This is a genomic window from Rothia sp. SCPM-O-B-18226 (M350) (assembly GCF_058213595.1).
In genome coordinates this window covers 1-14,681 of the sequence record NZ_JBYQJS010000005.1, presented here as the reverse complement: position 1 = coordinate 14,681, position 14,681 = coordinate 1, and the positions used below count along the sequence as shown (strand labels likewise).

The window sequence follows — 14,681 nt, the reverse complement described above, 5'->3', positions numbered from 1 at the left end:
GCGCCCCGTAGCCGGCGGGATTAAGTTGCCGGCGTACGGGGCCGTAAGGGTGCAGTGCGAAGCCGCACGGCAAGCGCGAAGCATCCGCAAAAACGCGCGGAAGGAGGGGCGTCGCGCACGCACGAAGAGACACTCCAAATTCGCGTGGCGGCGAGAGCGCGCCGGGGCCGGGCTACCAGCCGCGGGTGCCCCACTCCTCCAGGTGCGGGCGCTCGTCACCGAGGGTCGTGGAACGACCGTGGCCGGGCAGCACGATTGCGTCATCATCGAAGCCGCCAAAGAGCTTTTCGAGCACGTTGGAGAAGAGCTCACCGAATTGCTGCGGGGAGTCGGTCTTGCCCACGCCGCCGGGGAAGAGGGCGTCGCCGGTAAACAGCAGGGTTGCGGGGGTGCCGTCTTCCCAGGTGGTTTCGAGGGTGTAGACGATGGATCCGGGGGTGTGGCCGGGCACGTGCAGGGCGCGTACCACGGTGTCGGAGAGGTAGAAGTCGAAGATCTCGCCGCCGTGCAGGCGCTCCTCCACTTCGAAGTTCTCCTGCTCCTTAATGGCGTCGGCATCAGCATCCCCGGCGGAGGTGATTGCGCCAGTGAGCTTCTCGAGCTCGGCAATGGCGCGAATGTGGTCCCAGTGGCCGTGGGTAACCAGGATGCCGGTCAGGCCGATTGCGCGGGGTTTGAGGGCATCAAAGTCTTCTTCCTTCTCCATGACGCGCACGCGGCGGTCCTCGGCATCGGTGAGTTCCAGCTGCGGGCAGTCCTGAAGTAGTGCATCGAGGGTGAAGGCGTAGAGCTCCTCGGCTTCTGCGGCCGGGTCGATGAGTACCTGTTCGCCCGTGGCGCGCATGGTGATGAGGTAGACGCTATTGTCCATCTCGGAAACACTGAGGGCACGCACGGTCAGTTCGGGGTTCTCGAAGATGAGTGTGGATTCGGGGTATGTAGTCATACTTCCAGTGTAGGGGGTGTTCCAGGTTAGGAGGTGCCGGGGTACTCCCCTGCGGGATGCGCCTCGGCGGTTTCTTGGGTGCGCTCGACTTTGAACGCACAGCCTTTGCCCGGGACGGGCTCAGCTCGGATGAGGTTCCGGTCGAGGCACCGCATGAATTTTAAAAGTTAAACAGAGAAGCGACCGTGCATCGATACACAGTCGCTTCTCATGACACCCAGGGGTATCTATCACTCACTCAAACACAAGCAACCCGAGGACTTTGGAAATCTCACGATTACTTGATGCATCCATCATAGCGGAGTTTTTTCACCCTGTCCGGCGAGTCATTTTGGTACGGAGCGCCAATTTAAGTGACCGGAGCCTCACTGTAACCGTTCTGTAATAATTCCACCCGTTTTTTAGGATATACATACGTACCAATTTTATTTTTCAGCTCCAATAAGTGAGCCATATCACTGAAAAAAATTTTTAGCTTTCCCTCAATTTGACACTCAGGTGCATCTTTCTCAGGGGGTCCCACTGAGACTTTTACGAGGGTTGAATACCCCGTTTTCCCTTGATATTCCGCGGAATATCAACCTAAACCTAAAGAAACTTTCTAGTTGAAGCAACTACTTTTCACCTCGTTTTGTTCACATCCCTTCGCATTGCCCGCCACAAAACAGCCCACAAACGCCTCCAATGGGAAATCTTATTGGTCTGCTCCACCCCTAAAAACACCTAGTTGGCCAACGCTTTTATAAACAAAGGCTTCATCATCCACCCTTCCATAGACCCAAAAGTGCAACCTCGAAAATTTTCACGAAAAAGAAAAAATACTAGTCAAAGCCATATTTTCACAAAATGTAGGTGTATGACTCGCTTAAAAATCAACCTCCAGAGGGTGTTTAACGAAAGATAAGGCTCAAGCAAATATCGAGGAGGAAAAATAACACATACAGACCAATTTAAGATTTACAGACCCCGAAAGGGCCCCTCATGGCAACCCCTTACAGTCCGTATATCACCCCGTAAATAAACCCTCCAGCTCATAGTGAGGGTGGTCTTCAAGCCACCTAGCGGAGCTCTCCACAGACGACGAGCGGCGAAAACAACCGACGAATCAGCATCACCTACGGGGCCAGATCACCACCCGGCAGACCCCATATCGGCACACGGCGCGCAGAAAGGCGGCGCCCCTCCCCCGCTCTAGGGAAGGAACGCCGCCTCTACCAGCTACAGATCAGCTGAAACAGCCGTCTTAGGACAGGCCGACCATCACGCCGTTCTCGTCGAAGCCGATGCGCTCAGCCGCGGGGCTCTTGCTCAGGCCCGGCATGGTGCGCATGGTGCCGCAGATTGCGTAGACGTAGCCGGCACCGGCAGCCAGGCGAACCTCGCGCACGGGCAGGGTCCAACCGGTCGGTGCACCCTTCAGCGATGCATCCGAAGAGATGGACAGGTGGGTCTTCGCAATGACCACGGGCAGGTGCGAGTAGCCCAGCTCAGCAAAGCGCTTGAGCTGCTTAGCGGCAGCCGGAGCAATCGAAATGCCGTCTGCGCCGTAGACCTTGGTCGCAACCTTCTCAATCTTGGTCTCGATGGAGTCTTCAAGATCATAGGTGTACTTCAGATCCGAAACGTCGTCGCAGGCCTCGGCCACAACGTTCGCCAGGTCGATGGTGCCCTTACCGCCCTCGGCCACACCGTGGTGGATGGCCACACGAGCGCCGGCTTCCTCGGCGATACGGCGAATCGTCTCGTGCTCGGAATCGAAGTCGGTCGGGAAGGCGTTAATGGCCACGACCGGCTGAACACCGAAGTCGCGCACAATCTCGATGTGCTTCTTCAGGTTCTTCGCGCCCTTCTCCACATCGGAGGGGCTTTCCTGCAGCATGCCCTCGGGCAGGGGCTTGCCCGGAACAATCTTGTACAGGCCGGAGTGGGACTTCAGGGAGCGCACGGTCACAACCAGCACTGCGGCGTCCGGCTTCAGACCGGAGACGCGGCACTTGACGTTGAAGAAACGCTCGGCACCCATATCGGCGCCGAAGCCAGCCTCGGTAATCACGTAGTCGGAGTACTCCAGGCCCACATAGTCGGCAACCACGGAGGAGTTACCGGTTGCGATGTTGCCGAAGGGGCCGGCGTGAATCAGGGCCGGGGTGTGCTCCAGGGTCTGCAGCAGGTTCGGGTTGATGGCGTCGGCCAGAATCACGGACATTGCGCCGTCAGCCTTCAGGTCGGCCGCGGTGACGGGCTCGCCGTCATAGTTCAGGCCAATCACAATCTTGGCCAGGCGCTCGCGCAGGTCCTTGAAGGAGGTGGCCAGCGAGAGAATCACCATGATTTCGGAGGCGCTGGTGATGTCGAAACCGGTCTCGCGGACCACACCGTCCATGCGTTCGCCCAGGCCCACGACGATGTTGCGCAGGGAGCGGTCGTTCATGTCGATAACGCGGCGCCACTCGATTGCGCGCGGGTCGATGCGCAGCTCGTTGCCGTGGTGCAGGTGGTTGTCGATCATGGCGGCAAGCAGGTTGTGGGCCGCGGTGACGGCGTGGAAGTCGCCGGTCAGGTGCAGGTTCAGCTTCTCCATGGGGACAATCTGGGAGTAACCGCCACCTGCGGCACCGCCCTTGATGCCGAAGGTCGGGCCCATTGCGGGCTGACGCAGAGCCAGCGCAGCCTTGCGGCCGGTCTGTGCGAAGCCCTGTGCGAGGGAGACGGAGGTTGCGGTTTTGCCTTCGCCAAGCGGGGTCGGGGTCACCGCGGTCACCACGATGTACTTGGAGCCGCGCTTGCGGGCGGTCTCTGCGTTGGTGCTTTCGTCGAGCAGAACCTTGGCGACGTACTTGCCGTAGGGCTCGAGGCGATCTTCGCTGATGCCGTTCTCTGCTGCAATCTTGCTAATCGGCCACAGATCGGCAGCAAGCGCGATTTCGAGGTCGGAGGGGAAAGGCTTCTTCGTCATTGTCATCCTTCGAGTTGTACGAATCATGCTCTTTCATTCTATGCGTTAGCTCACGCATTTGTCCCTCACCTCGCCGCCCCGCGCATCAAGAAAGTGGTTTTTTAACGAAAGTCATCCCCGCAGCCGGTACCCTACGCTCACATGGAGTGGGCAGGGTCGGATGCGGGGATGAGCAACGCGTACACGCCGGGTTGCCGGTACAGGAGCCGGCTCTACGACCGGCTATTACGGCATGGTCAGCAGCACCTTGGTGGCGGTGCGCTGGTCCATTGCCTCGTAGCCCTTAGCTGCCTCGTCGATGGGCAGGACCAGGTCGAAGACCTTACCGGGCTCAATTTCGCCCTTGTAAATCAGGTCGATGAGGGTCGGCAGGTACTTGCGCACGGGGGCGGGGCCGCCCTCCAGGTGAACCTGCTTGCCGAAGAGCTTATCGGTGCCGATGGAGCTATCGTGCGGCACGCCCACGAAGCCGATGTAGCCGCCGTGGCGCACGCATCCAAGAGCCTGGTCGAAGGACTGCTGGGTGCCGACAGCCTCCGCCACGCCGTGCGCGCCCACGCCGTCGGTGAGCTCCATGACCTTGGCGATGCCCTCCTCACCGCGCTCCTCCACCACGTGGGTTGCGCCGAATTCCTTGGCGAGCGCCTGACGCTCGGGGTTACGGGACATGATGATGATCTTCTCCGCGCCGAGCTGCTTAGCGCCGATGACTGCGCTCAGACCAACCGCGCCGTCGCCGACGACGACAATGGTCTTGCCGGGGGCTGCCTGCGCTGCGTCTGCTGCGTACCAGCCGGTGCCGAGCACGTCGGATGCCGCCATCAGGTGCGGGATCTGCTCCGCGGTGGGTGCGGCGGGGGTCTTGAGTAGGGTGCCGTCCGCGAAGGGCACGCGGGCGTACTCTGCCTGGGTGCCGTTGGAGCGCATACCGATGAAGGCATCGCCCGCGGCAATTGCCTTCAGGCAGCGGGAGGGGTAGCCCGCGGTGCAGGTTTCGCACTCGCCGCAGGAGATGCAGAAGGAGCCAACGACGAAGTCGCCGGGGGCTACGGTGGTAACCTCGGAGCCTACCTCTACGACCTCGCCGATGTACTCGTGGCCCATGGCCTGGTGGTCGACGGGCTGTGCGCCGCGGTAGGGCCACAGGTCGGAGCCGCAGATGCAGGAAGCCGCGAGCTTAATGATGGCGTCGGTGGGTTCGAGGAGGATCGGCTTCTCAACTTCGTTGACGACGACCTTACCGGGGGCTTCCATGACGACTGAACGCATGATGTTCCTTCCAGGATTTGGGGATAGTGGTTCCACAGTACGCCCCGCACCCCGATATATCAACAGTCTTTTATGCTACGGGGTGAAGAGTTTGTAGCGAGGTGCCCACAGCTGGAACCAGGGTGCCGCTCCCCCGCTTCCCTAGCGCTTGCCCACTGCATCCTGGCAGGTTAAATGGCCCGGTTAAACGGCGGAACCCCCGCGCATCCACACTGGGATACGCGGGGGTTCCGCTCGGTTTGTCAAGCCTTATATCTCAAGGCAAGAAAGGGTGCTTAGAAGTCCCAGTCCTCGTCCTCGGTGTTCACAGCCTTACCAATCACGTAGGAGGAACCGGAACCGGAGAAGAAGTCGTGGTTCTCGTCAGCATTCGGGGACAGTGCCGAGAGGATGGCCGGCGAAACGTTGGTCACGGTAGCCGGGAACATTGCCTCGTAGCCCAGGTTCATCAGGGCCTTGTTGGCGTTGTAGTGCAGGAACTTCTTCACGTCCTCGCTCCAACCCACGCCGTCGTACAGGGAGTGGGTGTAAGCGATTTCGTTCTCGTACAGTTCGTACAGCAGGTTGAAGGTGTACTCCTTCAGCTCTGCCTGACGCTCCGGGGTCTCCTTGGCCAGGCCACGCTGGAACTTGTAGCCGATGTAGTAGCCGTGCACAGCCTCGTCACGAATAATCAGACGAATCAGGTCGGCGGTGTTGGTCAGCTTTGCGTGCGAGGACCAGTACATGGGCAGGTAGAAGCCCGAGTAGAACAGGAAGGACTCGAGCAGGGTCGAGGCGACCTTCTTCTTCAGCGGGTCGTCACCGGTGTAGTAGGCCAGAATAATCTTGGCCTTCTTCTGCAGGTGCTCGTTCTCAGAAGCCCAGCGGAATGCCTCGTCAATCTCCTTGGTGGAGGCGAGGGTCGAGAAGATCGAGGAGTACGACTTCGCGTGCACGGACTCCATGAACGCGATGTTGGTGTACACGGCTTCCTCGTGTGCGGTCACGGCATCGGGCAGCAGGGAGACGGCGCCGACGGTGCCCTGGATGGTGTCCAGCAGGGTCAGACCGGTGAAGACGCGCATGGTCAGCTGCTTCTCTTCGTCGGTCAGGGTCTTCCAGGAGGGCACGTCGTTGCTCAGCGGCACCTTCTCCGGCAGCCAGAAGTTACCGGTCAGGCGGTCCCAAACCTCGAGGTCCTTCTCATCCTCGATGCGGTTCCAGTTGATGGCCTCAACGACGTGGTCGACGAGCTTCACCTTTTCGCTCATGATAATTCTCCGATTCTTGGGGGCGGTGACGACTCATCTGGGCCGCGTCGGGCTCCGCGCGAGTCACCCTGAATCGCGCGGAGCCGCGGGCCGGCCGCCCCGCCCCCTTTAGTAGTTATGGTGTGTCAGCTCAGGCTGAATGTCTCCAACATTCGAGCCTAGAGCATGCAGGATACGCAGCCTTCAACCTCGGTACCCTCAAGAGCCATCTGACGCAGACGGATGTAGTAGATGGTCTTGATGCCCTTACGCCATGCGTAAATCTGGGCGCGGTTGATATCGCGGGTGGTTGCGGTATCGCGGAAGAAGAGGGTCAGCGACAGGCCCTGGTCCACGTGCTGGGTTGCCACGGCGTAGGTGTCGATGATCTTCTCGTAGCCAATCTCGTACGAGTCCTGGTAGTACTCCAGGTTCTCGTTGGTCATGTACGGTGCCGGGTAGTAGACGCGGCCGAGCTTGCCTTCCTTGCGGATCTCAATCTTCGAAGCAATCGGGTGAATCGAAGAGGTCGAACCGTTGATGTAGGAAATCGAGCCGGTCGGAGGAACGGCCTGCAGGTTCTGGTTGTACATGCCGTGCTGTGCGACGTCGGCTGCCAGCTGAATCCACTCCTCGCGGGTGGGGATGTGGTGCTTGGCGAACAGCTCGCGGGCACGCTCGGTCTGCGGTGCCCATTCCTTCTCGATGTACTTGGCGAAGAACTCACCGGAGGCGTACTTCGAGTTCTCGAAGCCCTCGAAACGCTCACCGCGCTCCTTAGCGAGCAGCATGGAGGTGCGGATTGCGTGGTAAGTCACGGTGTAGAAGTACATGTTGGTGAAGTCCAGCGCCTCTTCGGAACCGTAGAAGACGTGCTCGCGTGCCAGGTAGCCGTGCAGGTTCATCTGGCCCAGGCCCACGGCGTGGCTCATCTTGTTGCCACGCTCGATGGACGGCACGGAGCGGATATCGGACTGGTCCGAGACGGAGGTGAGCGCGCGGATTGCGGTCTCCACGGTCTTGCCAAAGTCGTCGCCGTCCATGGTGAGGGCGATGTTCAGCGAACCGAGGTTGCAGGAAATATCCTTACCGACGGTCTCGTAGCCGAGGTCGGCGTGGTAGGTGGACGGCTCGGAAACCTGCAGAATCTCGGAGCAGAGGTTCGACATGATGACCTTACCGGCGATGGGGTTCGCGCGGTTGACGGTGTCCTCGAACATCACGTACGGGTAACCGGACTCGAACTGAATCTCCGCGATGGTCTGGAAGAACTCGCGAGCGTTAATCTTGGTCTTGGTGATGCGTGCATCGTCGACCATCTCGTAGTACTTCTCGGAGACGTTGATGTCGGAGAAGGGCACACCGTAGATGCGTTCCACATCGTACGGGGAGAAGAGGTACATGTCCTCGTTCTTCTTGGCCAGCTCGAAGGTGATATCGGGGATCACGACACCCAGGGAGAGGGTCTTGATACGAATCTTCTCGTCGGCGTTCTCGCGCTTGGTGTCCAGGAAAGAGTAGATGTCGGGGTGGTGCGCGTGCAGGTACACCGCGCCGGCGCCCTGACGTGCGCCCAGCTGGTTAGCGTAGGAGAAGGCGTCCTCCAGCAGCTTCATGACGGGGATAACGCCCGAAGACTGGTTCTCAATCTTCTTGATGGGCGCGCCGGATTCGCGCAGGTTGGTCAGGGCGAATGCCACGCCGCCGCCGCGCTTAGAGAGCTGCAGGGCCGAGTTAATGGAACGACCGATGGATTCCATGTTGTCTTCCATGCGTAGCAGGAAGCAGGAGACCAGCTCGCCGCGCTGCTTCTTGCCCGCGTTGAGGAAGGTCGGGGTGGCAGGCTGGAAGCGGCCCGAGATAATCTCGTCCACGATCTCCTCGGCCAGCTTCTCGTTACCCTCTGCCAGCAGCAGCGCCACCATGCAGACGCGGTCCTCGAAGCGCTCCAGGTAGCGCTGACCGTCGAAGGTCTTGAGCGCGTAGGAGGTGTAGAACTTGAAGGCACCCAGGAAGGTCGGGAAGCGGAACTTCACGGCGTAGGCGCGCTTGAACAGGTTCTTGATGAACTGGAAGTTGTACTTCTCGAAGAGCTCAGGCTCGTAGTACTGGTTCTCGATCAGGTACTCAATCTTCTCTTCCAGGTCGTGGAAGAACACGGTGTTGTTGTTGACGTGCTGCAGGAAGTACTGACGTGCTGCCTGGCGGTCGGCGTCGAACTGAATCTTGCCGTTCTCATCGTAGAGGTTCAGCAGAGCGTTCAGCTCGTGGTAGCTCATACCCCGGAACTTCTCGGGTACGGTGTTGCCGGTGTGGCTCGCACCGAGAGTCTCTAGTGCTGAGGGCAGTTTTGCGTCCAAAATGCTTCCAATCCTTCGTTGACTTTTTCTACATCTGCTTCGGTACCCATGAGCTCGAACTTGAAGAGCACGGGCACGTTGCATTTCTTCGCGACGATATCTGCCGCGATGCCGAAGAGCGGGCCAAAGTTAGTGTTGCCGGATCCAATCACACCGAGCATGTTCGCGCGATTCTGATCCACGTTTAGGAACTTTACCACCTGCGGGGGAACATTGCCTGCACCTTCGGGCTTGCCGTAGGTGGGAACGATCAGCACGAAGGGCTCATCAAGCACCAGGGTGTCTTCGCCGGTGCGCAGGGGCAGGCGGAGACGGCGAGCACGAAGCTTCTCCACGAACTTGTGGGTGTTGCCGGAGATGGAGGAGAAATACACGACGAGTGGCGCGGATGCGTCCGCCAGAGCCTCGGTCGCTCGACCCTCAGAGGAGTTACGCGCATCCATGAGAATCTTGCGGATTTCTGCGTGTTCATCTGCGGGGTTGGGCGTGAGGACGGTACTCAACGTGAGCTCCTTACTTCGTATGTGCCGGTATGGCTGTGTGACGCCGATTCCGTTTATGTGGGTTTCGGCTGGATTTACGCTTCCAAAGCGTTGATCTTATCGGGGCGGAAACCGGACCAGTGCTCCTCGCCTGCGATGACGACGGGGGCCTGCAGGTAGCCGAGGGACTTAACCATCTCAAGGGCCTGAGTGTCTTCGGTGATATCAACCTTGGTGTAGCTGATACCCTTCGCGTCGAGGGCGCGGTAGGTCATGTTGCACTGAACGCACTGGGGCTTGGTGTACACGGTCACTACCATGAGAGTGCCTCATACTTTCTCCCGCTCAGGCGGGTTTATCTTGTGAATGATTCTGGCGTGTTTTCCTAGGGGCTCCACCGTCGTACCTCTACCCTGCCGGGGCGGTGCCGCCCGTCGTGCGGGGGCGGATCTGCTGCCTCGCGGTTCTGCGGGGAGGGCCCCGAGGGGCCTAAGCGGTGGAACCGAGTATTAATACTACATCTAGTGCCAAGAAATTTCTGCACCACAAGATGATGTGGTGCGCGGGTCGCGTTTCGTTCGATAAACCCACAGCCGAACCCACTTAATGGGGTGCCTCGCGGGCTTATCCACACCCGCCCGGTGGTGGAGTTCGCCGGATTTTCGGGGACCTCGCGGGGTTATCCACAGGTGGGGTTTAAGTTGGGTGGCATTTTTGTTGGCCCTCCCCGTTCGTTTCTTAGGGTGCTTTTAACCCCTATGACGTTTTAAGACGTCCGGGGCCGTATTCCTCGGGCTTGATTTAAGCGCAGGTTTAACACTCGCCCATCATGACGCGGAACGACGGGGTTTTAAAGACGAACAGGTTTTCTTAATGAGCCCTTAACCCGGGGGCTGACCGCGACGAAGGGGTGTGATTAAAGCTGTACAAAAGATTTTTAACTCTTCGCGACTGGCCGGTGTGTCGTTGGTTTAAGTTGGTTAAGCCTTAAACACCCCACAGCCCCGATGGACGAACTGGAATCTTCGGGGCAGGGTCCGGGGCGGGTTTCAGAGCAGGTTTGAGGTCCCACCGAGCCTCGCACGCGGCGAAGGCCGACCACCCGTGCTGGAGTGGTCGGCCTTCACCGCATATACGCGTATATAGGGTATGCGTGGGCGCAAAACGTGCAGCTGAGAACGTCTAGAAGTCGATGATTCCCAGATCGCGTAGCTTCTTGCTGAGCGTCACGCCGTCGGTGGCTTCGATCCACAGGGGCGAGCGCATCATCTGCTCGGCGCGGTGATCGCTCCACACGCGGCCCGAGGCGAGCACGGACTCCCCCACCGTCAGGTTACGAATCACGATGGCCGCCACGTTGTCCGGGTAACGCACCGCGAAGCCGTTGTAGATATACGGGTCGCGCTGCCCGTCGTCACCAACCAGGATCCACTTCATCTGCGGGAACTCCTCAACCAGGCGCTGCAGGGAATCCACCTTGTGCTTGGTGCCGGACCGGAACCAGCGGTCGGGGGTCGGCCCCCAGTCGGTAAGCAGGAACGTGCCGCGCGGGTAACCGTTACGGCTCAGGAATCGGCGCAGGGTCGGGGTAATGTTCCACGCACCGGTGGACAGGTACATGAACGGCGCGTTCGGCTCACTACGGCGAATACGGTCGGTCATGACGGCCATGCCGGGGGTCGGGATGCGCGCGTGCTCGTCGAGCACGAAGGAGTTCCATGCGGCCACGAGGGGGCGCGGCAGCATGGTCACCATGACAGTGTCGTCGACGTCCATGATGACGCCTAGCTTCTGCGACTCCGGCACGATGTAAACGCTGGTGGCTACGGCGCGCGATCCGGGCACATACATGATGACCTCGTGCATGCCGGGTTCCAGGTCGATCTCAAGCTTCACGTCGAGCACGCCGCCGCGGTCGGTGTACGCCTCGTACTTGGTACCGCCGATAACGATGGTGACCGGGGCATCCGACATAGCGATCGCGGTGAAGGCACGCCAGCCTCGCATGGGATTAGCGGTGTCTTGGGTACCCTCCACGACCTGCAGGAGTCGCTCAAGGTCGACCGTGTTGTAGAGGGCTCGGGCGATGATACGAACCCAACCCGGGTTCCCCTCGGATGCAACTCGTCCGTACCCCTCGCTGGGAACAAGAATCGGCTCGCGGCCGGCGGCGATAGCGCGCTTCTCACGCCAGCGGTGCAGGCGGTCGGCCACGCGGTAACCGATGTTAACCGCCTCGTCAGCGGCGTCATTGACTAGGTTGCGCAATTCGTTATCCCCTCAGACTCTTACCCCACTAGTGTAACTGAGCCCGTCCCCTCGCGGGCCGAGCCCAGCACGTCGATACCTATAAATACGCGGGTGAGGACGAGACCCCGCTGTGATATGCGCATTATTTGGGGTGGCGGGGCCGTTCAGGTTCTTGTAGAACCCGCGCGGGCGTTATCCTGGAAGGTATGATCCACTCACAGCCTAACCGCCGACTTTTTGTGCTCGGCACCGCTATGCTTCCGCTCATCGCAGCCTGCTCGAACAAGTCGAATAACGACTACGACAGCACGAGCGGCAACTTTACTCCCTACCAGGCCGGTAGCGATAGCCCCTCCGTTACTCCCCGACCTGTAGCCACGAACTCGCCGACCCAGTCCGTCACCGGTAACCCGATTGATAAGCCGCGCGAGTGGCCCGGCGTGGGCAACGCTCTCGTGGGTGAGGGCAAGTACATCGCGTGGACGGTTGACGACGGTGCCAGCCCCGAGGCTATTCGCGGCTACGCCGAGTTCTCCAAGCGTACGAATACTCGCCTGACCTTCTTTATTAACGCCTCGTACGTGGGTTTCAAGAACAACGTTGATATTCTCCGTCCGCTGGTTCAGAGCGGGCAGATTCAGATTGCGAACCACACCTACAACCACACCGACCTGACCACCCTGGACGCCGAGGGCGTGAAGGAGGAGTTGCAGCGCAACGAGGACGAGATTATGAGCATCTTCGGTGTCTCGTCGAAGCCCTACTTCCGCCCGCCGTACGGCCGCTATAACGAGGCCGTGCTGAAGGCTGCCGGTGAGATTGGCTTTACCCGCCCGGTCATGTGGAACGGCACGACCGGTGACGAGGCAAAGACCAGCGCCCGCGTGATTTACATGCGTTCGCTGCGCTACATGCTTCCGCAGCAGATTGTTCTGGGCCACCTGAATTACGAGACGATTATTCCGATTCTGGATAAGCTCAAGGGCCTGCTGGACGAGCGCGGCCTGACCCCGGTCACGATTCGCGACTACTACGGCGACGCCTCGGAGGAGGAGATTAAGGCAGCGGCTCCCAGCCCGACCGCAACCCCCGAGCCGAGCGAGACTCCCTCCGCGGAGGCAACAACCGAGGCTCCCTCGCCGACCCCCACCCCCACTCCTACTCCGGCCCCGACCCCCCGGTACGAGGATGAGGTAGCCGCAACCAAGACCCCCTCGCAACCGGCCGCCACCACGCGCGCATCCCAGCCGCCCCAGCCCGCGGCTTCGCGTTCGACCACGGCCTCGGCCACTGCGGGTGCCCCCGCCGCGGCAAACCGCTAGGCCGGTTCGGATCGGGTGATTCCGAGAGGTGCACTCGAGGCTGTGATTATTGGAAGCCCCTTCTCTCCCTGCGCGGGAGGGAAGGGGCTTCGCCGTGCCCACCGCTGCCGGTTTTCTTTCCCCGACTCGCTGAACATCGGGCGGGTAGCGCGGGAATAAACAGGAATAAACACGGTAGCCGGGACGTTAGGTGAGCATACAGGGCGGCAGCGTGCCGCATCCGAGTATGAAAGGAATAGATAACATGCGTATTGATATTTGGTCCGATATTGTGTGCCCCTTCTGCTACGTGGGCAAGCGTAACCTGGAGCAGGCGCTCGCCGAGTTTGAGCACCGTGACGAGGTTGAGGTGGTGTGGCATAGTTTTGAGCTGGACCCGTCGGCTACGGAGCATCCTGCCGGTTCGCTGCCTGAGCTGATTGCGGGCAAGTATCAGATGCCGCTGGAGCAGGCGATTGCGAGCCAGGAGTCGTTGGCGGAGCGTGCCCGCGAGGTTGGTTTGGATTTCAATTGGCGTCAGGCACGCTACGGTAACACGTTTGATGCGCACCGTGTGATTCATTATGCGGCGGAGCAGGGTTTGGCGTCGGCGGCGGAGGAGGCGTTTAAGCTGGCGTACTTTACGCAGGGCCGTTCGGTGCAGGATCACGAGTCGATTCTGGATATTGCTTCTGAGATTGGCCTGGATACTGCCGAGGTTGAGGCGGTGTTGAAGAGCGACCGTTACGCGGCGGATGTGCGTGCCGATGAGCAGTTGGCGCGCCAGCTGGGCATTAATGGTGTGCCGTTCTTCTTGATTGAGTCGAAGTGGGCGGTCAGTGGTGCGCAGCCTGCGGAAGTGCTGGTGCAGGCGCTGCGTCAGGTGTGGGAGGAGACTCACCGCGTTGAGTTCCTGAACCCGCTGGCGGGCACTTCGGGTGAGGCTACGGGTGCCAATGCCGCGGAGGCGGGTCCGTCCTGCGATATGAACGGTAACTGCTCCTAGCGGCGGCTCTGGCTAGAGCTCTGACTAGAGCTGTCCGGTCGGGGCGCTACTCTCCCCGCGCCCCTAACTGATGCAGACACCTTAATAGAGCGAAGCCCCCTTGTGCCGGTTCTTGCGTGAACCGGCACGAGGGGGCTTTACTATGCCCGCACGTTGCATCTTCCCTTGTCAGAAATGTTTAGGGGGCTCAATATTACCTGCGAATGGGGCCGTTTTCATTTACACTTGAGTGTGTGTTCTACGGTGAACACGCTTATCCACTCACTTTTCAAGGAATATTGTGTTGAAAATTCACGCCGCAACCGCTGGCGTTCTTGCGGGTGCTCTACTGCTGACCGGTTGCTCTTCGCCTGTTCGCACTCCGGAGTCTACGCCTTCTGCCTCGTCGTCGACGTCTGCCTCTGCTAGCCCTTCGGTTTCAGCTACTCCTAGTTCTTCTCCGACGCCGAGTGCGCCTGCGTCTCCTTCGGAGTCTCCTACCCCGACGGTAACCCCGTCTCCGGTTCCGACGACTGAGGCTCCCGTGCAGGCGCCGGCTGCTGAGGCACCTTCCGCGGAGGCGCCCGTCCAGCAGGCGCCCGCGCAGCAGGCACCGGTTCAGGAAGCTCCCGTTCAGCAGGCTCCGGCAACTGAGGCCCCCGCTCAGCAGGCGCCCGCGCAGCAGGCCCCGGCTCAGCCGGTTCAGCAGGCTCCTGCGCGGTCGAGTGTTTACTACGAAACATGCGCTGATGCTCGTGCGGCTGGTGCGGCGCCCCTGCATCGTGGTGAGCCGGGTTACCGCCCTGGTCTAGATAAAGACGGTGACGGCGTGGCGTGCGAGCCGAAGAAGAAGCACTAAGCTTCTACCCCCAGGTATAGCGAAGCCCCCTCGTACTATTT

The 14,681-nt window shown here is 60.2% G+C and carries 11 protein-coding genes; 3 read left to right on the top strand and 8 right to left on the bottom strand.

Annotated features, from left to right (window positions below; translation table 11 throughout):
• Window positions 1-172: 172 nt before the first annotated feature.
• The 8 genes from AC3E6W_RS07970 to AC3E6W_RS07935 form a co-directional block, all read right to left on the bottom strand.
• On the bottom strand, window positions 173-946 hold the full coding sequence (locus AC3E6W_RS07970; protein ID WP_490652803.1) for an MBL fold metallo-hydrolase: 774 nt from the start codon (window positions 944-946) through the stop codon (window positions 173-175).
• Window positions 947-2,189: 1,243 nt separating this feature from the next.
• Window positions 2,190-3,902, bottom strand: a complete 1,713-nt coding sequence (locus AC3E6W_RS07965; RefSeq protein WP_490652802.1) for a formate--tetrahydrofolate ligase — start codon at window positions 3,900-3,902, stop codon at window positions 2,190-2,192.
• Between the two features lie 225 nt (window positions 3,903-4,127).
• Complete coding sequence (locus tag AC3E6W_RS07960) at window positions 4,128-5,171, bottom strand: zinc-binding dehydrogenase (RefSeq protein ID WP_490652801.1); 1,044 nt, start codon at window positions 5,169-5,171, stop codon at window positions 4,128-4,130.
• A 275-nt stretch (window positions 5,172-5,446) separates the two neighbouring features.
• Window positions 5,447-6,424 (bottom strand): class 1b ribonucleoside-diphosphate reductase subunit beta, encoded by a 978-nt coding sequence (nrdF, locus tag AC3E6W_RS07955; RefSeq protein ID WP_049343010.1) that lies wholly within the window; start codon window positions 6,422-6,424, stop codon window positions 5,447-5,449.
• Window positions 6,425-6,582: 158 nt separating this feature from the next.
• Window positions 6,583-8,763: a class 1b ribonucleoside-diphosphate reductase subunit alpha gene (gene nrdE / locus AC3E6W_RS07950; RefSeq protein ID WP_490652800.1), complete on the bottom strand. Its 2,181-nt coding sequence runs from the start codon at window positions 8,761-8,763 to the stop codon at window positions 6,583-6,585.
• On the bottom strand, window positions 8,736-9,266 hold the full coding sequence (nrdI, locus tag AC3E6W_RS07945) for a class Ib ribonucleoside-diphosphate reductase assembly flavoprotein NrdI (protein WP_049332502.1): 531 nt from the start codon (window positions 9,264-9,266) through the stop codon (window positions 8,736-8,738). Before nrdI ends, nrdE begins: the two co-directional genes overlap by 28 nt.
• A gap of 74 nt (window positions 9,267-9,340) precedes the next feature.
• On the bottom strand, window positions 9,341-9,565 hold the full coding sequence (gene nrdH / locus AC3E6W_RS07940; protein ID WP_049343012.1) for a glutaredoxin-like protein NrdH: 225 nt from the start codon (window positions 9,563-9,565) through the stop codon (window positions 9,341-9,343).
• A gap of 862 nt (window positions 9,566-10,427) precedes the next feature.
• Window positions 10,428-11,513, bottom strand: coding sequence for an App1 family protein phosphatidate phosphatase (locus AC3E6W_RS07935; RefSeq protein WP_049343013.1), 1,086 nt, complete (start codon window positions 11,511-11,513; stop codon window positions 10,428-10,430).
• A gap of 188 nt (window positions 11,514-11,701) precedes the next feature.
• On the opposite strand from AC3E6W_RS07935, the gene AC3E6W_RS07930 reads away from it, so the two are divergent.
• The 3 genes from AC3E6W_RS07930 (at window position 11,702) to AC3E6W_RS07920 (ending at window position 14,640) form a co-directional block, all read left to right on the top strand.
• On the top strand, window positions 11,702-12,817 hold the full coding sequence (locus AC3E6W_RS07930; protein ID WP_490652799.1) for a polysaccharide deacetylase family protein: 1,116 nt from the start codon (window positions 11,702-11,704) through the stop codon (window positions 12,815-12,817).
• A gap of 244 nt (window positions 12,818-13,061) precedes the next feature.
• Window positions 13,062-13,802, top strand: coding sequence for a DsbA family oxidoreductase (locus tag AC3E6W_RS07925; protein ID WP_490652798.1), 741 nt, complete (start codon window positions 13,062-13,064; stop codon window positions 13,800-13,802).
• Between the two features lie 523 nt (window positions 13,803-14,325).
• Window positions 14,326-14,640 (top strand): excalibur calcium-binding domain-containing protein, encoded by a 315-nt coding sequence (locus tag AC3E6W_RS07920; protein WP_490652797.1) that lies wholly within the window; start codon window positions 14,326-14,328, stop codon window positions 14,638-14,640.
• Window positions 14,641-14,681: the final 41 nt, after the last annotated feature.